Annotated in this window: 17 protein-coding genes, 1 tRNA gene and 2 pseudogenes; 11 read left to right on the top strand and 9 right to left on the bottom strand. The window is 64.5% G+C overall.

From position 1 onward, the window contains the following. Nucleotides 1-129: 129 nt before the first annotated feature. Nucleotides 130-900: an SIR2 family NAD-dependent protein deacylase gene (locus FHS55_RS10370; RefSeq protein ID WP_183189636.1), complete on the bottom strand. Its 771-nt coding sequence runs from the start codon at nt 898-900 to the stop codon at nt 130-132. A 74-nt stretch (nt 901-974) separates the two neighbouring features. On the opposite strand from FHS55_RS10370, the gene FHS55_RS10365 reads away from it, so the two are divergent. Further along, the gene (locus FHS55_RS10365) at nt 975-1,397 is read left to right on the top strand and encodes a VOC family protein (RefSeq protein ID WP_183189635.1); all 423 of its coding nucleotides are present in this window, start codon (nt 975-977) and stop codon (nt 1,395-1,397) included. Between the two features lie 478 nt (nt 1,398-1,875). Beyond that, a tRNA-Glu gene (locus FHS55_RS10360) sits at nt 1,876-1,950 on the top strand. A gap of 180 nt (nt 1,951-2,130) precedes the next feature. Here FHS55_RS10360 and FHS55_RS10355 read toward each other — a convergent pair. The 6 genes and pseudogenes from FHS55_RS10355 to FHS55_RS10330 form a co-directional block, all read right to left on the bottom strand. Then, the gene (locus tag FHS55_RS10355; protein WP_183189634.1) at nt 2,131-2,856 is read right to left on the bottom strand and encodes an SOS response-associated peptidase; all 726 of its coding nucleotides are present in this window, start codon (nt 2,854-2,856) and stop codon (nt 2,131-2,133) included. Between the two features lie 423 nt (nt 2,857-3,279). Then, nucleotides 3,280-3,477: pseudogene (locus FHS55_RS10350) on the bottom strand (transposase); the annotation flags it as partial. 283 nt (nt 3,478-3,760) lie between these two features. Beyond that, nucleotides 3,761-5,845 carry a glycosyltransferase 87 family protein gene (locus FHS55_RS10345; protein WP_183189633.1) on the bottom strand — a complete coding sequence of 695 codons (2,085 nt, stop codon included), beginning with the start codon at nt 5,843-5,845 and terminating at the stop codon, nt 3,761-3,763. Between the two features lie 147 nt (nt 5,846-5,992). Then, nucleotides 5,993-6,304 (bottom strand): helix-turn-helix domain-containing protein, encoded by a 312-nt coding sequence (locus FHS55_RS10340; RefSeq protein WP_183189632.1) that lies wholly within the window; start codon nt 6,302-6,304, stop codon nt 5,993-5,995. Between the two features lie 340 nt (nt 6,305-6,644). Further along, nucleotides 6,645-6,914: a hypothetical protein gene (locus FHS55_RS10335; protein ID WP_183189631.1), complete on the bottom strand. Its 270-nt coding sequence runs from the start codon at nt 6,912-6,914 to the stop codon at nt 6,645-6,647. Between the two features lie 292 nt (nt 6,915-7,206). Then, entirely contained in the window at nt 7,207-7,527 is a 321-nt protein-coding gene (locus FHS55_RS10330) for a hypothetical protein (protein ID WP_183189630.1), read from the bottom strand. Between the two features lie 170 nt (nt 7,528-7,697). Here FHS55_RS10330 and FHS55_RS10325 point away from each other — a divergent pair, with 170 nt between their 5' ends. The 4 genes from FHS55_RS10325 (at nt 7,698) to FHS55_RS23910 (ending at nt 9,265) form a co-directional block, all read left to right on the top strand. Further along, nucleotides 7,698-8,033, top strand: a complete 336-nt coding sequence (locus FHS55_RS10325) for a hypothetical protein (protein WP_183189629.1) — start codon at nt 7,698-7,700, stop codon at nt 8,031-8,033. Nucleotides 8,034-8,343: 310 nt separating this feature from the next. Further along, nucleotides 8,344-8,736, top strand: a complete 393-nt coding sequence (locus FHS55_RS10320; RefSeq protein WP_183189628.1) for a hypothetical protein — start codon at nt 8,344-8,346, stop codon at nt 8,734-8,736. 17 nt (nt 8,737-8,753) lie between these two features. Continuing rightward, nucleotides 8,754-9,005 (top strand): hypothetical protein, encoded by a 252-nt coding sequence (locus FHS55_RS10315; protein ID WP_183189627.1) that lies wholly within the window; start codon nt 8,754-8,756, stop codon nt 9,003-9,005. Between the two features lie 101 nt (nt 9,006-9,106). Beyond that, the gene (locus tag FHS55_RS23910; protein WP_183189817.1) at nt 9,107-9,265 is read left to right on the top strand and encodes a GapR family DNA-binding domain-containing protein; all 159 of its coding nucleotides are present in this window, start codon (nt 9,107-9,109) and stop codon (nt 9,263-9,265) included. On the opposite strand, the pseudogene FHS55_RS10305 reads toward FHS55_RS23910, so the two are convergent. Beyond that, a pseudogene (locus tag FHS55_RS10305) lies at nt 9,199-9,506 on the bottom strand (transposase); the annotation flags it as partial. The gene FHS55_RS23910 and the pseudogene FHS55_RS10305 overlap by 67 nt on opposite strands. A 291-nt stretch (nt 9,507-9,797) precedes the next feature. On the opposite strand from FHS55_RS10305, the gene recA reads away from it, so the two are divergent. The 3 genes from recA to FHS55_RS10290 all read left to right on the top strand — a co-directional run bounded on the left by recA (nt 9,798) and on the right by FHS55_RS10290 (nt 15,057). Continuing rightward, nucleotides 9,798-10,880, top strand: a complete 1,083-nt coding sequence (gene recA, locus FHS55_RS10300; RefSeq protein WP_183189626.1) for a recombinase RecA — start codon at nt 9,798-9,800, stop codon at nt 10,878-10,880. A gap of 251 nt (nt 10,881-11,131) precedes the next feature. Then, the gene (alaS, locus tag FHS55_RS10295; protein WP_183189625.1) at nt 11,132-13,783 is read left to right on the top strand and encodes an alanine--tRNA ligase; all 2,652 of its coding nucleotides are present in this window, start codon (nt 11,132-11,134) and stop codon (nt 13,781-13,783) included. A 26-nt stretch (nt 13,784-13,809) separates the two neighbouring features. Then, on the top strand, nt 13,810-15,057 hold the full coding sequence (locus tag FHS55_RS10290; RefSeq protein WP_183189624.1) for a cyclic nucleotide-gated ion channel: 1,248 nt from the start codon (nt 13,810-13,812) through the stop codon (nt 15,055-15,057). A 346-nt stretch (nt 15,058-15,403) separates the two neighbouring features. Here the strand turns inward: FHS55_RS10290 and FHS55_RS10285 are convergent, their stop codons facing one another. After that, entirely contained in the window at nt 15,404-16,615 is a 1,212-nt protein-coding gene (locus tag FHS55_RS10285; RefSeq protein ID WP_183189623.1) for an NADP-dependent isocitrate dehydrogenase, read from the bottom strand. Nucleotides 16,616-17,041: 426 nt separating this feature from the next. On the opposite strand from FHS55_RS10285, the gene FHS55_RS10280 reads away from it, so the two are divergent. Both FHS55_RS10280 and murI read left to right on the top strand, forming a co-directional pair. Continuing rightward, complete coding sequence (locus FHS55_RS10280; RefSeq protein WP_183189622.1) at nt 17,042-17,911, top strand: RNA methyltransferase; 870 nt, start codon at nt 17,042-17,044, stop codon at nt 17,909-17,911. Between the two features lie 245 nt (nt 17,912-18,156). Continuing rightward, on the top strand, nt 18,157-19,038 hold the full coding sequence (gene murI / locus FHS55_RS10275; protein ID WP_343056111.1) for a glutamate racemase: 882 nt from the start codon (nt 18,157-18,159) through the stop codon (nt 19,036-19,038). Nucleotides 19,039-19,093: the final 55 nt, after the last annotated feature.

Here is a 19,093-nt window from a genome sequence, read left to right as displayed (position 1 = left end):
GAAAACACCCAAATTGATTCGGTTCGCGCACGGCAGTTGCGTCAAGTGGCTTCCCGGCATCAGGTGGGGAAAGCGGGCGGGCACGGCGGCCTCGCGGTGCCCTGCATGGCGCGTCATCCGCACGCGCGCTCATTTCGTTTCGGCGGCCGCGTCGAGCACGTCGCCGATATCGGCGTGGATCACGAGATCGGCGATTTCGTCGAACTCGGTCGGCTCGCGGTTGATGATCACCAGCGTGGCGCCGTGCCGCTTGGCCTCGACGGGAAAGCCCGCGGCGGGCCAGACCACCAGCGAGGAGCCGATGGCGAGGAACACGTCGCAGGCGCGCGTCAGCTCGTGCGCGCGCACCATGGCCGTCCTCGGCATGGGCTGGCCGAAGGAGATGGTGGCGGTCTTTATGGGGCCGCCGCAGTCGAGGCAGTCGGGCACCGCGAGCGCGTGCGCCTCGAAGCGCTGGCGCACCCAGTCGAGCTCATAGCGTTCGCCGCAGTCGAGGCAGGTGGCATAGGTCGTGTTGCCGTGCAGTTCCACCAGACGCTCGTCCGGCACACCCGAGGCCTGGTGCAGGCCGTCTATGTTCTGCGTGACGATGCCGGCCAGCTGACCACCCGCCAGCCATTGTGCCAGCCGGCGGTGGCCGCGCCCGGGCGCCGCGCCGGCGAAAGCCTCCTCCATGGCGAAGCGGCGACGCCAGGCCTCGCGGCGCATCGCCCGGTCCGACAGGAAGGCGCCATAGTCGATGGGCTTGTTGCGCGTCCACAGCCCGCCCGGCGAGCGGAAATCGGGAATGCCGCTTTCGGTCGACAGGCCGGCTCCGGTGAAGGCGACGCCGCGCCGCATGCCGGCGAGGATTGCGCCGAGTTCGGTGCATGCTGCCTTGATGTCATCGTCCATCGTCATATCTTCAGCCACTATCGTCACCGGCGCCGTCGGCGCCGCGACAAGCCCCCAAGAAGACCGCTCCAAGAGGACCCATGAAGTACCTTCACACCATGGTTCGCGTCACCGACATCGATGCTTCGCTGGATTTCTACGTCAACAAGCTGGGCCTCGAGGAGGTGCGGCGCAAGGAGGTGCCGCAGGGGCGCTACACGCTGGTCTTCCTCGCCGCGCCGGGCCAGAAGGGCGTCGCCGAGCTGGAGCTCACCTATAACTGGGATCCGGAACCCTATGGCGAAGGCCGCAATTTCGGCCATCTCGCCTATGAGGTCGACGATATCTATGCCACCTGCCAGAAGCTGCAGGACGGCGGCGTGACCATCAACCGCCCGCCGCGCGACGGCTACATGGCCTTCGTCCGCTCGCCGGACAATATCTCGATCGAACTGCTCCAGAAGGGCGGCGCCCGCCCCCCGCAGGAGCCTTGGTCCTCCATGCCGAACACCGGCAAATGGTGAGGTCGCCGGAGCGATAGCCCCGGATCGGGGCCGGGCAGGGTGCCCGCCGGGCAAGGGGACAGTGTCGGGCCGCACCAGCGCGGGCTGGTGCGGCAGGCGGGCAGGCGGGCAGGCGGGCAGGTGGACGGCTCGCGAGGCGCCCGTTTATGTCGGGCGCCATTTCCGTGTTCGATCCTGCCGGACCCCTTCACCGCGGCGTCGTCTCGCCACGGTATGGATGCCGGACTGCGAAGAGGGACGCTTGCCCGCGCGAACACGCATCGCCGCAGCAGGAGATCACGAGTGCGGCCGGGCTTGTCTCGCGGCCGGCCAGCGTGGGTCGCCGCACCCGTTGCTACATCTTGCCGGGATGACACTCGCATTCCGCCGCAAGCGGATAGGTGCCGGGATGAGGGACGCGACGTCGCAAGCCTGTGGATGACGGGCGCAGGGACCGCTTGTGCACCGCCGCCGGCTTGCCTATAAGAACCCGGCCTGCGCGCCCTTCGTCTATCGGTTAGGACGCCACCCTTTCACGGTGGAGAGAGGGGTTCGACTCCCCTAGGGCGCGCCAGTCTGCTTGCCGATGTGCAAGTTTTTGAAATCACTCAATAATCTCTGACGTAATTTTGGGGGTGGACCCCAAATGGACCCCCGCATTGAACCCCAAATGGATGCGGGGGGTGTGGCAGGACGACTCAGCCGCGCGGCTCCGATCCTGAAGAAGCTCAGTGTGGCGCTAGCGAATGGGCTGCTAATCACCCTGGCAAGTTGCTATGGTCCCCCGCTTGGCACTGGCCGATCCACCTTCCGGCTCCACCGGCTCAATCGCATCCGCCTCCTTGTAGCGGCTGCTGTTCATCGCCTGCGTCACCCTCCAGCGCCGCAACGGTCCCTCCGGGGCTGGCCTCAGCAAATCCTCGCGCGGCTCCTCAATCCACGCCTGCCAGTCCGCCCTGTCGAGGATGACCGGCATACGGTCGTGTATCTGCCCCATGAAGCTGTTCGCCGTGGTGACGATGATGGTGCAACTCGGCACCTCCTCGCCCGTCTCGGGGTTCCTCCACCGGTCATAGAGGCCCGCGAAGCCGAGCAACTCGCCCGATGCGGCGGTGATGTACCAAGGCTGTCTATCCCCTTTCGGCCCGCTCCATTCAAAGAAACCTGACGCCGGGATGATGCAGCGGCGGGAGCGGAAGGCATCGCGGAACATCGGCTTGTCCGCTACCTCCTCGGCTCGCGCGTTGAACGTGGCGGGAACCTCCTTGAGGCTTTTCTTCCACCAGCGCGGCACGAGTTGCCAGCGCATCCGCTCATAGCGCAGGGAGCCGTCCGCTTGGGGAACCAGCACCCCGGCCATTTCGGTAGGGGCGATGTTGTAATGCGGCTGGAGGTTCGAGGCGGGACCCGTGAGCGTGAGCGGCTGGCTGAAGGCGTGCACCTCTGCCCACGTATATTGCTGACTGTAGCGTCCGCACATGGCTCCCGGTCCCTCGCTGCGTCCTCGGCAGCGTAGCAGGGGAAGGCTCGGGGTTCTCGCTTGTTCCCTCTTCGTTCTCATGTTTCGATGATGGACGAGGAGAGCCGCCCATGCCTGTGAACGCCCACGTCCAGCCTTCCGCCCCGCCTGAGGCACCCGAATCATCCACCGAGGGCGACGCCTTCACCGTCCCCGAGGAGGCCATAGACGAGGCGCTGGAGACGTGCGCAGGGGACGCTAGGGCGACCATACGCGCCCTTCTGCTTGGGCAGGCTGTGTTGCGGCGGCGGGTGGACGAGGCCCGTAGAGGCGCGTCTTGGGGCTATCCGAGGGGGCGTCCGTCGCGGTGGATCAATCGCCATGGAGAAGTGGGGTAGACGCCACACCCGCCGGTGCTGGAATGTCAATCAATGCTCATGGTAACCTAAGCTGGCGGACCTCGGCAGCCTGATCGTCATCGTGGGCCACGGCGGCAGGCTTGCCGTACCGTTTCCTCCACTCGTAGAGCGAGTACTTGCTGATCCCCAGCCGCGCCGCCACCTCCGCAATCGGATAGCCCCGCTCGGTGATCTGAAGGACCGCGTCGCGCTTGAAGTCCTCGGTGAAGTTCGCTTTGCCCATCGGGGCCTCCTTGCCTCAAAATTTAGGGAAGAAGGCGTCCAGGAATCTAGGGGCGGTTCACATCCAGAACCGGTGCTCGCTTGTTATCGTCTCGTTCCCATCAGCAAAAAAAGGGAGCACGCCCAGCGATCGGCGGGGCTTGGACGGCGGGGAAGCCGCCGCCGGGCGCGCATCAGCCGCGGGGCTGATGCGCGCGTTAATGTCACGTGTTGTGATAATTATAAGCAAAAAATCATCACTATTTGTGATGATTTTTATGATGAGAGGATCGCCCTCTTAGCCGCTAGTCGACAGAGAGCGCTGCGGGCTTGGAAGCAATGCAGGCGGCCTCGTCAGAACGCCACCGCACCGAACGCACCAGAACGGGTCTCGGTTCTTTGCTAGATCGGTCCAGGCGAAGCGTCAGCCGAACGACATGCGGCCCTTCTTCGGATCTCGCCAAAGCCGTCTCCGCGATGCAAGTCTTGACTATCTTGATCGAATGGATTGGATCCGCCTCGGTCAAGCTCTGATCTGGCGTTCGGCCATTTATCTTCGGTATGATCTCGATGCCGCTGTCATCTCCAGGAGCGACTTCATAGGCAATATCTACTCGCAGACTTCGGCTAGGAATGTGCCCGTCCGGCCGACGAAATAGCAAACTGGGCCCGTGGCCATCCTGAAGTACGGCAGTAGGGCCGGCCCCCCGCCAATCGGAGTTGGTCTCAGAAGCGAGGATGGCAAATCCATCACCGCCCGAGCCAAAGATGACGGGCTCGTCCGGGGGCAGAACAGCCGCCAGAGCGCCGGTGCCCTCCACTTGCTGGAGTTCACAAGCGAAGTTCGTACGCTCGCCATAGGCGAAGCCGGTTATCGGGATGCAATCCATTTTGGACTGCAAGCCGTAACTCCCGACGTGGAGCCGTGTCGCCATAGTCATCGGGTAGTTGGCGATGACGAAGATTCGCGTCGTGCCGGCTTCTCGAATGGCCTGCTGGAGGCGACGGGTGAATGTAGTACCCGCGGCTGCCATCGTCTGCTCATACTCCCAGACGCCGTAGAATCTGGCGTTCGGCGACAGTGCGGGGATGACGTGTGAAACCGGCTCTCCTGCCATCAGGAATATGTGGTCGCCACGGATCTCGGCGGGAACTTCCAGTCCATAGGGTTCAGAGGTGAAAGCGATGTGTCCCCAGTCCGGGACCTTTACGGTCAGCACTGCGGCAACCGCCAATGCTCCGCAAGCGGCGATCTGGACGATCCGATATCTGCCGCCGAACAGCCATTGCACCGTCAAGACGGCCAACGGGCCGCAGAGAAGCTCCAAGACCACGATGTAGCGCTGGATCGCAAAGACCGTGAGCCACACGATAAATGAGACCATCCAGAACGCGGCGAGCCTGACGCCCGGGGTCGCCCACGATCGAATAGATGACGTTGTTGAGCGCCGGCCGATCAATGCCATGGCCCCGCAAAGCGCCAGCAACACGATCAGCGCGGCGAAGCGCGCATCCTGAAAGCCAATCTCCGGGGCTGGCACGATTCCGATTGCCCATCGGAAGGGATATGCCACGCCATCGAGGATGCTTTCCGGGATGTATCTTCGGTCGATGTCCGATGTCGGTGGGAAGTCAGGGGAGCGGAAGATCGAGTTGTAATAGGGAAAAATCGGGTTTCCGAATCTGGTCCAGAGCGTCAGGGACCAAGTTCCGCCGACAGTGATGAAACCGGCGACAAGGCCTATGCTCGCCAATGACGCCGCTCGCAACCGGCCGTACATGCCGGGCGCGCAGATAAGGCAGGTCGCTCCCAGCGAGATCGCGAATGTGCCATTGGTCAGCTTGAGCGCGGTAGCCGCGCCGATAAGGAGCCCGCTCAGCAGGAGCCCGCGGGCGGCTGTCCCAGAAGATGAAACTAGGATGGCGACCGAGATCAGAACTGGAATTGCGGAGAGGATATCGGCGAATGAAGTCCCGACTTCGGAAAGGGCCATGGGGCTGGCGAGAGCGATCACGGTCGCTGCGGCAACACATGACCATCGGTAGATGGCGCTATGCCGAGAAACCAAAAACGACGTTATCAAGCCGACCAATACGTAGTTGGCAGAGTGGATGATGGCCAAGCTGATGCTCGTGCCTAAAGGACCGGCATTCTCCAGCAGGACATAGAAAGGAAGATAGACCAGAGGGTTGAAGTAACTGTGTATGATCTGCGCCGGTGCCGCGTCGATGTCGATGCGATCATTGAGATATGCAAAGGCAGTGTAATAATGGTAGTTCAATTGATCAAATGAAACGTCGAACCCCCGATTAACCGAGTAGACAGCCAGCCCAAGCACGAGAGAAATAGCCAATAAAGCCAAGTCTAAGGGTCCATGGTTCTTGGGCACGAGCGCACCTCTCCTGGCGCTCTGGGGGTAACGGCGGCGCCATGGTAGGTTGACACTACTTTAAGGTATTCTGTGCCGCAATGGGCTGACGCCCGGCACAGCTGCGCCAACTGACGCAGTGATGGTTAATGCGCGAAAAGGTTTAGTTCACTGCGACTTGCTCGGGCGCCCGCGACGGGCGCGTTCCGGCGCCGCCGTATCGAGCATGGGCTGGAAGCGAAGCGGCATGTTCGCCGTTGACCCCGTATAGAGCCAATGCATGTCGGCTCCTGTGCGCGACTGCAGCAGAAGGGCAAAGTCGCTCGTCGGGCGGCGCAAGCCAGTTTCCATCATGCTGAGAAGATTTGCGGCCACCCCTAGGAAGCGCGCGAAATCGGCCTGGGTCTTGTACCCGAGAAAAAATCGGAGACGTGCGATCCGCTCGCCGATCTCTATGAATGGCCTGTCCGCCTCAGTCATGGGCGCAATCATCTCATTCACAGAATGTGATTAAAATATCCGTTTTGTGGTGCTTAAAATTATCACATAACGTGATAATTTCGATGCTATGAACGCTATCATCACTGCGGATGCCGAGGCACCTGCCGTCATCACAACGGTTGACGAGGTGATCGCCGCCCTGGGCGGCAACACGTCCGCGGTGTGATTGATCGGTCATTCTTCGGTTTCGTCTGTAGCAAATTGGCGCGCCCGCCGTCGTGTCCCAGCGACGCATTATCCGATCGTCCAGGCAGAACTTGCCAAGCACAAAAAATCGCGGCACCGCCATTTTTGGCATGCGCGGGGGTGCGGAGGCCGCTCAGTGATGCGGGATGAAGGGCACGACGTTCCCTTGCGGTTGAAGCGCTGCACGGCAGAAGTCGAGCATGGCAAGCGCGTCTCTGACGGGAGCAACGAGTTTGGACACTAAATCCCTCTCGTATTGATCGGTTCCGGGGATGTGTCTTGGGGTGCAAAGGACAATGCGAGCATTGTCTCCAAGAAGTTCGATTTCTGCGACCTGGGTGACAAACTCATCCTGCACTGGCACCGGTTCTGCGACCGGCCAGTCGCCCACACCACGATGCATGATGGCTCCCCCTGAGAGCGCTTTTCTTGGGCTCCCACAGGGTCATTGTATGCATTGCCGACTGACCGTCGCAATCGCGGAAAAAGTTACCGGCCATCACGCCCACGTGTTGGTGTGTCGCCGCAAGCTGTTGAAAATTCAAATCAATTACTGATTGAGTCCACTCATCTCTCTACGCGAGGTGGGGCATTGATTGGCGCGCTCGATCGGTTCACGGCCTATGCAGCGCGCCATCGCCTCATCTCGCGACCGAGCCCGCACCCCATCCGGAGCCCGCACAATGAGCGCGACGTCATTCCTCCTTGGCGTCGGGTTCGGCGCCTGGTCCTACGGCCTTGGCCTGCTTCTCTCGAAGTGTGCGCGCCTCGGCGAATATCTTGCGCGCCTCTTCCGCAGCGAACGCCCGGGCCTTGGCGGTGTCCGCCTTTCCGATGACCTCATCCTCTCCTCCGTCGAGGCAGGCCAGCACGTCGGCCGCGATGGTGGCCAAGCCGGCCTCGTCGATCGCGCCGCGCGCGAGAGCGATGTCGGCAAGAGCGCGGTAGGCGTACCAAAGACGGCTTCCGACGAGGTAATAGCCGAACGCTTCGGTGGACGAGACAAGCGGAAGCATGGCTCGGATCCTGCGCACGTTGCGATAGCGGAGGAGTTTATCCACCGCTTCAGCTTTCCGAATAGATGCAATGACGTCTCCATCCTCTGCTTGCGCGCGATGGCTGCGGGCGAGGAGCCTCCCTATGCAGCGCTCTATCACCACGATCTCGCGAACTCCGGGGTGGAGTGATGGGCCTCCGCCGCAGGATCATTGATTTCCCTCTGGGCGGCCCGGCCCGTGCGCCGCGCCTGCGCTTCGACGACAGCACGAGCATCGTGCCGGGCGATGTCGTTGTGTGCATCGATCCGTTTGGCGCCAACGATTTTATCGTGGGTGATGACGGTACGGTATTCTCAGCGGAGCCATGCGCCGCTCCCGAGCAGGGGAAGGTTTATGTGGTGGCCGATGTCTGCCACTCGTCGTGCGGAATGATTGGCCTGCGTCTTCATGAGTTCCCGGGACAGAAATTCTATCATGTGCACGCTTGTCGCAAGGCGCGCCCGACCTCGATCGAGGCGCTGTGAAGCCTGCTGAACCCGAGCTCCGAGGAGTTCGTTGCCGCGACCTTCTTCGGGCGACCCGTCGAACCGGCGTCGCGCCTCTTCTGCGATGTGGTGAAGCTGGCTGAGCCCTTTTCAGGCGGCGGGGACTTTGTTCATTCCCGGCGTCTCGTCGCGCTCTCCCTTGCCGGGGAGAGGCCCGACCAGAACGGCGGCTTGGCGTGTGGTGTCGAGCGGGCGCGCCGTGGTGGGTGCGAAGCCAGCCCGGGTCTGCGGGATCTCGATCAATCTCCGATGTCCATCTATTCGGTGCCCCTACAAGAGCACGGATTAGATGGACATGTCATCCACCGGTGATGGACGAATGATCCGCGCGAATGCCTTCAGCGACGAAGATCTGGCGTCGCATCTGGTCAAGCGCCTCGAGAAGAAAGAGGCGGAGGGGACCGGCTTGAACATCACTGCGGTGCGCCCCCTTGTTGCAAGGCGCGTTGGCCTGTCCCCCGGCACGATGGAAAACCTTCGGCGAGGGCGCATCAAGGCGATCAAAAAGCATGTCTACGAATGGCTCCTGGCCACCGTGGATCGCGAACTCGCATCCGAAATCCGCAAGCTGGAAACCGAGCGCGCCTTCCTTGCGGCGAAAGCTGGCCGCGCTCCTGAGAGCGAGGTTCGCGCGGTGGATGCGAGCCTTCAGGCGGCGCGCGCGGCGCTGGGCGAGGTGTGATCACCCCGGAGGCGACGATGGCGCGGATCTATGTGAAGACCGCCAACCCCAGGCCCACGCCGACACAGATGGCGGCGCACAAGCTGCGCCGGGTGCGGGCGGAGAAGACCGCCGAATATGAGCGCGAGCGGGCCCGGCACTCCGGCCGCCGCGCCAAGGTGGCGAGAGAGCTGGTGGAAATCACCACCGCGTTTCTGGCCACCGAGTTGAAGACGACGTCTCCCGCCGACCGGCCGGCACTGCCGGTGGCCGACCTGTTTTCCCACTGACCGAGAGATCCTCCCGACGCCTTGGAGGGCGATGAGATGAGCCGTGGGACCATTACCGCAAGTGCCGAGAAGCTGCGCGCCTATATTGAGCGAAGGAGGCAATCCGCGAGGCGAAGAAGCAGTTTTCGAAGGACGAAGCCGCGCTGAACGCCGAGGCGAAGGCGGAGGGCTATTCGCCCAAGGCGATCAACGCGTGCATCCGAATTCGGGCGATGAAGCCGATGAGCACCTGGACCGAGGGACCGCCAGCGCTTGCCTGAGCATGAAAGAGATCAAGCCAGACGCCTTTGGCGACCCAGCGGACATGACGATTGTAGAGTGTCTTGCGTGGCCCGTAGTCCGGCGGCGCATCGATCCACCGTCCGCCGGATTTCACGACATGGATGATGCCGCTGATCACGCGTCGGTCATCAACCCGCGGCTTGCCGCGCGTATCCGTCGGCAGATGCGGCGCGATATGAGCGAAAATGCATCCGTCAGCCAGAAACGATCCCGATTCATCCGCACTTCCTCCGGAAGCCGTGAATCACACCGAGCCCGCGATGCCGCCCCCCTTATGGGTCCGGGCCTTAAAATCCAGCACTCCCAATGGATTTCGGCCGGAAGCGGGACAAATAATGTTAGCGGGCGCCAACCGCCAGAACGACAAAAAGCGATAGCGCCCCCAGCCCCAAACTTGGCCTACCGTAAGCTCCGGAAGAACATATTGCGAACGTCGAACAAAACGAGTACGTTGCTGGCAGGATCAGGCGAAGATTCATTAACCACTTGCATGCAACCGGGAGCGCGGCAATGACTCAGGCGACGTTGCGACTCGTCGAAGGATCTTCCATGGACAAGACCAAGGCGCTGGACGCCGCTCTCACCCAGATCGAGCGCCATTTTGGCAAGGGCTCGATCATGCGCCTTGGCAAGAACGACAAGATCATGGAGATCGAGACGGTCTCCACCGGATCGCTCGGTCTTGACATCGCGCTCGGCATTGGCGGCCTGCCGCGTGGCCGCGTCGTTGAAATTTTCGGGCCAGAATCCTCGGGCAAGACCACGCTGGCGCTGCATACGATCGCGGAAGCCCAGAAAAAGGGCGGCGTTTGCGCCTTCATCGACGCCGAGCATGCGCTCGACCCGATCTATGCCCGCAAGCTGGGGGTCGATCTCGACAATCTGCTGATCTCCCAGCCGGATGCCGGCGAACAGGCGCTGGAGATTGCTGACACGCTGGTGCGCTCGGGCGCGGTGGACGTTCTGGTGGTCGATTCGGTGGCGGCGCTGACCCCGCGCGCCGAACTCGACGGCGAGATGGGCGACAACCAGCCCGGCATGCAGGCGCGGCTGATGAGCCAGGCTCTGCGCAAGCTGACCGCCTCCATCAATCGCTCGCACACCATGGTCATCTTCATCAACCAGATCCGCATGAAGATCGGGGTGATGTATGGCAGCCCGGAGACTACCACGGGCGGCAATGCGTTGAAATTCTACGCCTCGGTCCGCCTCGACATCCGCCGTATCGGCTCGATCAAGGAGCGCGAGGAAGTGGTGGGCAACCAGACCCGCGTGAAGGTGGTCAAGAACAAGCTGGCGCCGCCCTTCAAGCAGGTCGAGTTCGACATCATGTATGGCGAGGGCGTGTCGAAGATGGGCGAATTGCTCGATCTCGGCGTCAAGGCCGGGGTGGTGGACAAGTCAGGTGCTTGGTTCTCCCATGACAGCCAGCGGCTCGGTCAGGGGCGTGAGAACTCCAAGACCTTCCTGCGCCAGAATCCGGACCTAGCGGCACGGATCGAGGCGGCGATCCGCCAGAATGCGGGTCTCATCGCCGAGCAGATCCTGGCTGGTCCGGGAGATGAAGAGGGCGGCGGCGAGGCGGAGGGCTGAGAAGGCCTTTGCGCGGCCGGCCGGAGCCTGGTGCGGCTGTGCCGCCTGTTTGAGTGAAGGGGTGGGCGATCTGTCCGCCCGGGACGCGGCCGAAGGGGCGCCGGCCCTGTTTTCGACAGGTCGCTTCGGGTGGCCCGTGCGTTTCTGGACAAGCCCTTGGAGCGTCGTTAGAACCGTGCTCGCGCGCCGCGAGGCGTGGGCCGGCGGCTGCACCGCGCCGGTTACCTGGTGAATTCGACGGACCTGTTTCGATGAGCGGCGTTAACGAGATACGATCGACCTTCCTCGACTATTTCGCGAAGAACGGTCACCAGGTGGTGGAGTCCTCGCCGCTCGTGCCGCGCAACGACCCGACATTGATGTTCACCAATGCCGGGATGGTGCAGTTCAAGAACGTCTTCACCGGTGTCGAGAAGCGTCCCTATTCGCGTGCGGCCACCTCGCAGAAATGCGTGCGCGCGGGCGGCAAGCATAACGACCTCGATAATGTCGGGTATACGGCCAGGCACCATACCTTCTTCGAAATGCTCGGCAATTTCTCCTTTGGCGATTATTTCAAGGAGAACGCCATCGAGTTCGCGTGGAACCTCATCACTCGCGAGTTCGAGCTGCCGGTCGATAAGCTGCTCGTCACCGTCTATTCGGAGGACGATGAGGCGTTCGGCTTGTGGAAGCGCATTGCCGGGCTGCCCGAATCCAAGATCATCCGCATTCCGACGTCCGACAATTTCTGGCAGATGGGCGACACGGGCCCCTGTGGCCCCTGCTCGGAGATCTTCTACGATCACGGCGCGCATATACCCGGCGGCCCGCCCGGTTCGCCCGATGCCGATGGCGACCGTTTCATCGAGATCTGGAATCTCGTCTTCATGCAGTTCGAGCAACTGCCGGGTGGCGAGCGGGTCAGTCTGCCGCGGCCGTCGATCGACACCGGTATGGGTCTCGAGCGCATTTCCGCCGTGCTGCAGGGCACGCATGACAATTACGAGATCGACCTCATGCGGGCGCTGACCGGCGCGGTCGAGGAACTCACGGACGTGCCGGCGACCGGGCCGCAGAAGGCCAGCCATCGTGTCATCGCCGATCATCTGCGCGCCGCGACTTTCCTGGTCTCGGATGGCGTCCTGCCCTCCAATGAAGGGCGTGGCTATGTTCTACGCCGCATCATGCGCCGCGCGATGCGCCACGCGCAGTTGCTCGGCGCCCGCGATCCGCTGATGCACCGCCTGGTGCCGGTGCTGGTGCGCGAGATGGGGCGTGCCTATCCGGAGATCGTGCGCGCCGAAGCGCTGGTGACGGAAACGCTGCGGCTCGAAGAGACCCGCTTCCGCAAGACGCTGGAGCGTGGCCTGTCGATTCTCGAGGGCGAGAGCGAGGGTCTCGGTTCCGGCGCGAAGTTCTCGGGAGAGACGGCGTTCAAGCTGTATGACACGTTCGGCTTCCCGCTCGACCTGACGGAGGATGCCCTGCGTGCCCGCGGCATCTCGGTCGATGTCCCTGCCTTCAGCGCGGCGATGGAGCGTCAGCGGGCCGAGGCGCGCGCCTCCTGGGCTGGGTCTGGCGAGGCGGCGACCGATACCGTGTGGTTCGGAGTGCGCGATGATGTCGGGGCCAGCGAGTTCCTCGGCTACGAGACGCAGACGGCCGAAGGGGCGGTCACCGCACTGATCGCCGACGGACGGCGCGTCAATGAGATCGGTGCCGGCACGCGCGGGCTCGTCGTGCTGAACCAGACGCCGTTCTACGGCGAATCCGGCGGTCAGGTCGGTGATACCGGCAGGTTTACCGGCGAAGGCGGCCTCACGGCGCGCGTGCTCGGCACCCAGAAGAAACTCGGCGAGATCTTCGTGCACGAGGTCGAGGTCGAGAGCGGCACGCTCGCCGTCGGCGCGGCGCTGGCTCTGGTGGTGGATGGCGAGCGCCGCCAGGCGATTCGCGCCAATCATTCGGCCACCCATCTGCTGCACGAAGCCCTGCGCCGGGTGCTCGGCGACCATGTCGCGCAGAAGGGATCCCTGGTGGCGCCGGACCGGCTGCGGTTTGATTTCAGCCATCCGCGCCCGCTGGAGGAGGCCGAGCTGCGTGCGGTCGAGGACATCGCCAACCGAATGGTGCTGCGCAACGAGCCGGTAGTGACGCGGCTTATGGCGGTGGACGACGCCATTACCTCGGGCGCGCGCGCGCTGTTCGGCGAGAAATATGGCGAGGAGGTGCGCGTCGTTTCCATGGGGACGGATCCGGGCAACGGGGCGCCCTATTCGGTGGAACTGTGCGGCGGCACCCATGTGTCGCGCACCGGCGATATCGGCCTTGTTTCGGTGCTCGGCGAGAGCGCGGTGGCGGCTGGCGTGCGCCGCATCGAGGCGATGACAGCCGACGTCGCCCGCCATCACCTCAACGAGCAGACGCGTGCGCTGCGGGCCGCGGCGGGGTTGCTCAAGGCATCCGTGCCGGAGGTGGAGGCCCGTGTCGGGCAATTGGTCGAGGAGCGGCGCAAGCTTGAGCGCGAACTGGGTGAGGCGCGACGCAAGCTGGCCATGGGCGGCGGCACGGCGGGCGAGGAGCCGTTGCGCATGGTCGGTTCGGTCAAGCTGCTGGCGCGTCAGGTCACCGGCATCGATCTGAAGGACCTCAAGAGCCTGGTGGACGAAGGCAAGAAGCGTCTCGGCTCGGGCATTGTCGCGATTGTCGGCGTGACCGAGGAGGGGCGCGCGGGCATCGTGGTGGGCGTGACCGAGGATCTCACCGGCACCTATGATGCCGTCGCGCTGGTGCGGCGCGGGGCGGAGGCACTCGGCGGCAAGGGCGGCGGCGGGCGTGCCGACATGGCGCAGGCTGGCGGCCCGGACGGCGAGCGCGCCGCCGAGGCGCTGGCGGCGATCGAGAGCGCCCTCGCCGGCTGAGCGTGCCGGTGGCGGGGGAGGCCGGCATGGCGGCGAAGAACGAAGGCTGGCTTTCCGCTTCCTGGCGGCGGGCGCAGCGTCGACGCTGCTATGAGGTACTCGAGCGCGATTCGCTCCGTGACAGGCTCGCGGAGCGGGTCAATCGGGCGCTGATCGTGCTCATTGTCGTGAACGTCGTTGCGGCCGTGCTGGAGACGGTGCCGAGCCTGGCCTTGCGCGACCAGGTGCTGTTTCGGGCCTTCGAGATCTTCTCGCTCGCCATATTCTCTCTCGAATACGGACTGCGAGTGTGGGTGGCTCCCGAGGATCCGCGCTATCGCGGCATGTCGGCGACAAGCGCCCGGCTGCGCCACATGCGAACGCCGGCCGCGCTCGTCGATCTTGTGGCGTGGCTGCCCTTCCTGCTGTCGGCCTCGTTGGGATTCAACCTGCGCACGCTGGCCGTGCTTCGCCTGCTGCGCTTCGTGAAGCTGGCGCGCTATTCGCCGGGGATGCAGTCGCTGCTGGAGGTGCTGCACGGTGAGCGGCAGGCGCTGCTGGCCTGTTTCTGGCTTCTGGCGGCGGCGGTGCTGATTTCGGCGACCGCCATGTATCTGGTGGAAGGTCAGGTTCAGCCCGACAGTCTGGGGTCGATTCCCGCCGCCATGTGGTGGGCGATGACGACGGTGACGACGGTCGGCTATGGCGATGTCTTCCCGAAGACCGTGGCGGGAAGGATGGTCGCGGGTCTGACCATGATCACCGGCATCATCATGATCGCCCTGCCAGTCGGCATTATCGCCACGGCTTTCGCGGATGTGATCAAGCGCCGCGACTTCATCATCACCTGGGGCATGGTGGCGCGCGTGCCGCTGTTCGCGGACCTCGACGCCAAGGGCATCGGGGAGATTCACAAGATCCTGTCAGCCCATACGGCCCAGCCTGGCGAGATCATCGTGCGCCGCGGCGAGGAGGCGCGCTCGATGTATTTCATCGCCTCCGGCGAAGTGGCGCTGGAATTTCCCGACAGTACCATCGTGTTGACAGAAGGGCAGTTCTTCGGCGAGCGGGCGCTGCTTCATACGGCGCGACGGGCGGCCACGGCGCGGGCGCGCAGCCGCTCCATGCTGCTCATGCTGGATGCCGATGACGTCGCGGACGTGATCCGCCGTCATCCGGAAGTCGGCGAGCGCATTCTCGCCATGGCCCGGGATGCTGAAACGGCACAGCCGATCCGCCGCCGGTCCGACATCGTCGCCGAGGAAATGCTGCCCAGGGACGAACAGGGCAGTTGAGCGGGCGCGCGTTTTGCGGGCGCGAAGGGCTGGTCGGATCTGCGACGGCCGCAGGCATCGAAGACCGGCGCGGGTAGGTCCGGCCGGGCAGGGCGCACGCGGCCGGAGCCCGTGAGGCGTTGCTTTCCTGAGACGTCGATGCGCGCAACCGCCGGCGATGCCCTGAGGCTGGCAAGCGCCAATACGCGCAGCGAGCGGGGCAACGGGTGCCTGCCGGTGCGCCCGCGTCGTCTGGATAATCCTGGCGCGCGGGGAGTGGGCAATCGCGCGAGCCTGGGCGAACGGCGCCGCGACCCCGTGCAAAAAACCGGAGCGCGGGTATGCCGCGCCCCGGTCCTGCCGGCCTTCAGGCCAGCGCCTCCTGCAGGTTCTCGGAGATCTTGTCGAGGAACCCGGTGGTGGAAAGCCACTTCTGGTCGGCGCCGACCAGCAGGGCGAGGTCCTTGGTCATGTAGCCACTCTCGACCGTGTCCACGCACACCTTTTCCAGCGTGAGCGCGAAAGTGGCGAGGGCGGCATTGTCGTCGAGCTTGGCGCGATGGGCGAGACCGCGCGTCCAGGCGAAGATCGAGGCGATGGAGTTGGTCGAGGTCTCCTTGCCCTTCTGGTGCTCGCGGTAATGGCGGGTGACGGTGCCGTGCGCCGCTTCAGCTTCGACGGTCTTGCCGTCCGGGGTCATCAGCACGGAAGTCATGAGGCCGAGCGAGCCGAAGCCCTGCGCCACGATGTCGGACTGCACGTCGCCGTCATAGTTCTTGCAGGCCCATACATAGCCACCGGACCATTTCAGCGCGGAAGCGACCATGTCGTCGATCAGGCGGTGCTCGTACCAGATCTTCCGCTTCTCGAATTCGGCCTTGAATTCGGTTTCGTAGATGTTCTGGAAGATCTCCTTGAACCGGCCATCATACTGCTTGAGGATCGTGTTCTTGGTGGAGAGATAGACTGGATAATTCCGCATCAAGCCATAGTTGAGCGAGGCGCGGGCGAATTCGATGATGGATTCATCGATATTGTACATCGCCATGGCGACACCCGAACCCGGGAAGTCGTAGACGTCGTGCTCGATCGTGGTGCCGTCCTCGCCGACGAACTTGATGGTCAGCTTGCCCTTGCCGGGCACCTTGAAGTCGGTGGCGCGGTACTGGTCGCCGAAGGCGTGGCGGCCGACGATGATGGGCTGCGTCCAGCCGGGCACGAGGCGCGGCACGTTCTTGGCGATGATCGGCTCGCGGAAGATCACACCGCCGAGGATGTTGCGGATCGTGCCATTGGGCGAGCGCCACATCTTCTTGAGGCCGAATTCCTTCACGCGCGCCTCGTCGGCGGTGATGGTGGCGCATTTCACGCCGACGCCGACCCGCTTGATCGCTTCGGCGGCGTCGATCGTGACCTGGTCGTCGGTCGCGTCGCGGTTCTCGATGCTGAGATCGTAATATTCGAGATCCACATCGAGATAGGGATGGATCAGCTTGTCCTTGATGTACTGCCAGATGATGCGCGTCATCTCGTCGCCGTCGAGTTCGACGACGGGATTCGCGACCTTGATTTTCGCCATGGGGTTCCACCTCGCGCGGATGCAGATCGTAATGGGGCCTCGACGTCCGTCCGCGCGGCGGGCGCCGGTAAAGGCGTGATACCGCGCCGCAACGGCAAGCGAAAGCCGTTCCCGCGTCGACTTTTGCCGATTGTCGCAAACGGGGCGGGAAGGGCGCGGAAACGGCGCGCAAACGGCGCGATTGATGGGCCGCGGCGGGTAGTGGACGGCGGATGGAATGACCCGCGCATGGAGCCGCGCTCGACCGGCGCGGGGCGCGCCGCCGGAAGGGCGCGCAGCGGCGGGGGAGCCATTCGTCGCGGCGACGCGGCGTTCCTGCGCGGCAGGTTCCTGCGCGAAGCCCGTTCAGTTTTGCCGGGACTTCGGTTAGGACGGCTGCATGTGCGCGCTTATCCCTCTCGTTCTCATGCGCCGGAGCTCGACCTGATGTCCGGCGCCGGCACCGATTCGACCCGGCCCTGGCCGGAAGGCGGACCCGTCGTCATTCTCGTCGAGCCGCAGCTTGGCGAGAATATCGGCTCGGCCGTGCGCGCCATGGGCAATTTCGGCCTGTCGCGGCTGCGCCTCGTCAATCCGCGCGAGGGCTGGCCGAACCCGAAGGCCGTGACCTTCGCCTCCGGTGCCGATCGCATTCTGGAGGGCGCGCAGGTGTTCCCGGATCTGCGCTCGGCGGTGGCGGACCTCAACTTCATCGTCGCCGCGACGGCGCGCGAGCGCGGCATGCAGAAATCCGTGCTCGGGGCGGATGCGGTGGCGGTCGAGGCTGTCTCGCGCACCGCCGCCGGCGAGACCGTGGGGTTGCTGTTCGGGCGCGAGCGCACGGGCCTCTATACCGAAGAGGTTTCGCTCGCCGACGTGATTCTCACCCTGCCGGTCAACCCGGCCTTTGCCTCGCTCAACCTGGGCATGGCGGTGGCGGTGGTCGGCTATGAGTGGTTCAAGCTCACCTCTGGCGGGGCTCTGCCCTTCCAACAGCCGGATCGCTACCCGCTCGCCGACAAGCAGGACCTGCTGGCCTTTTTCGACCATCTTGAACACGAACTCGACGAGGCGCTGTTCTTCCGCTCCGAGCAGAAGAAGCCGGTCACCATTCGCAATATCCGCAACATCTTCCACCGGGTCGGGCTGACCCGGCAGGATGTCGCCACGCTGCACGGGATAATCACCGCGCTGGTGGAAGGGCGGCAGACGCGCGAGGCGCGCACCGCGGCCCGGCTGGGCATGAAGCCTGCCAGGAAGGCGACCAGCAAGCCCGCCGAGCCGGCCGGGGGTGGGGAGGGCGACGCCGAAGGCTGAGCGCCGGACCGACGGCTTCCCAGGGACGGCTTCCCAGGGATGGGCTGCGAGGGATGGCTGACGGCGGCAACGATCCGTTCACCTTGATGCGCCACAATGCTGCCCGGGATGGAGGACATCAGATGCGTATCGAGGCTTCGCCCGTTTCTGCTTCTGGTTCTCCGGCGCTCCTTCAGGGCGCCGAGGGCCGCGTTCCTGGCAGCGTTCACGGCGTCCCGCACCCTCGTTCAACGGGGCCATCCGCCGTGCCGCTATCCGATATCGCTTCCGCGCCCACGCTGCGCGCGCCCACGATCCTGGTGTTCGATTCGGGGCTTGGCGGGCTCTCGGTTTTCCGCGAACTGGCGCGAGCCCGGCCCGATGCGCGCTTTGTCTACGCGGCGGACGATGCCGGCTTTCCCTATGGCCCCCGCAGCGAGCCGGACCTGATCGGCCGGGTAACGGCGGTGATGGATGCGCTGATCGCCCGCCTGGCGCCGGATGCGGTCGTTATCGCCTGCAACACCGCCTCGACGCTGGTTCTGCCGGCGCTGCGCGCGCAATATTCCATTCCCTTCGTCGGCACGGTCCCGGCCATCAAGCCAGCCTGCGAAAGCTCGCTCACCAAGCAGGTCAGCGTGCTCGCCACGCCGGGCACCGTGAAGCGCGACTACACGCAGGCTTTGATCCGCGACTTCGCGGGCGATTGCCGTGTCACGCTGGTCGGCTCGACCCGGCTGGCACCGCTCGCCGAGGCCGTCATGGCGGGCGAGACGGTGGAGGACGAGGCGTTCGCCGCCGAGATCGCCCCGGCCTTCGTGCACGAGGCGGGCAGGCGCACCGACACGGTCGTGCTGGCCTGCACGCATTATCCGCTGGTGCTGGAACGGCTGCGCGCGGTGGCGCCCTGGCCGGTGCGCTGGATCGACCCGGCTCCCGCCATCGCCCGCCGGCTGAGTTCGCTGATCGGTCCGGTCGCCTTCGCGGCGAGCCCGGCGCCGCTGCGCCTGTTCTCCACCGGCCATCCGCTCGATTCGCGGCTGGTGGAGCGCATCGTCGGCCGCGCCAGCCGCGCCGGCGAACTTGTGCCAATGTCACTGCCGGCCGTCGGATCGCCCGCAGCCAGCGGGCGAGGGCGTGGCGGCTAGCGAGCCGAGGCACGTCTCGTCTCATCCCGACGCCTTGCGGACGACATCATCCGCA

It is taken from the genome of Ancylobacter tetraedralis (assembly GCF_014195655.1).
Classification (GTDB): domain Bacteria; phylum Pseudomonadota; class Alphaproteobacteria; order Rhizobiales; family Xanthobacteraceae; genus Ancylobacter; species Ancylobacter tetraedralis.
Note: the sequence above shows the minus strand (reverse complement) of the source record. Positions and strands in the feature narration are given on the sequence as shown.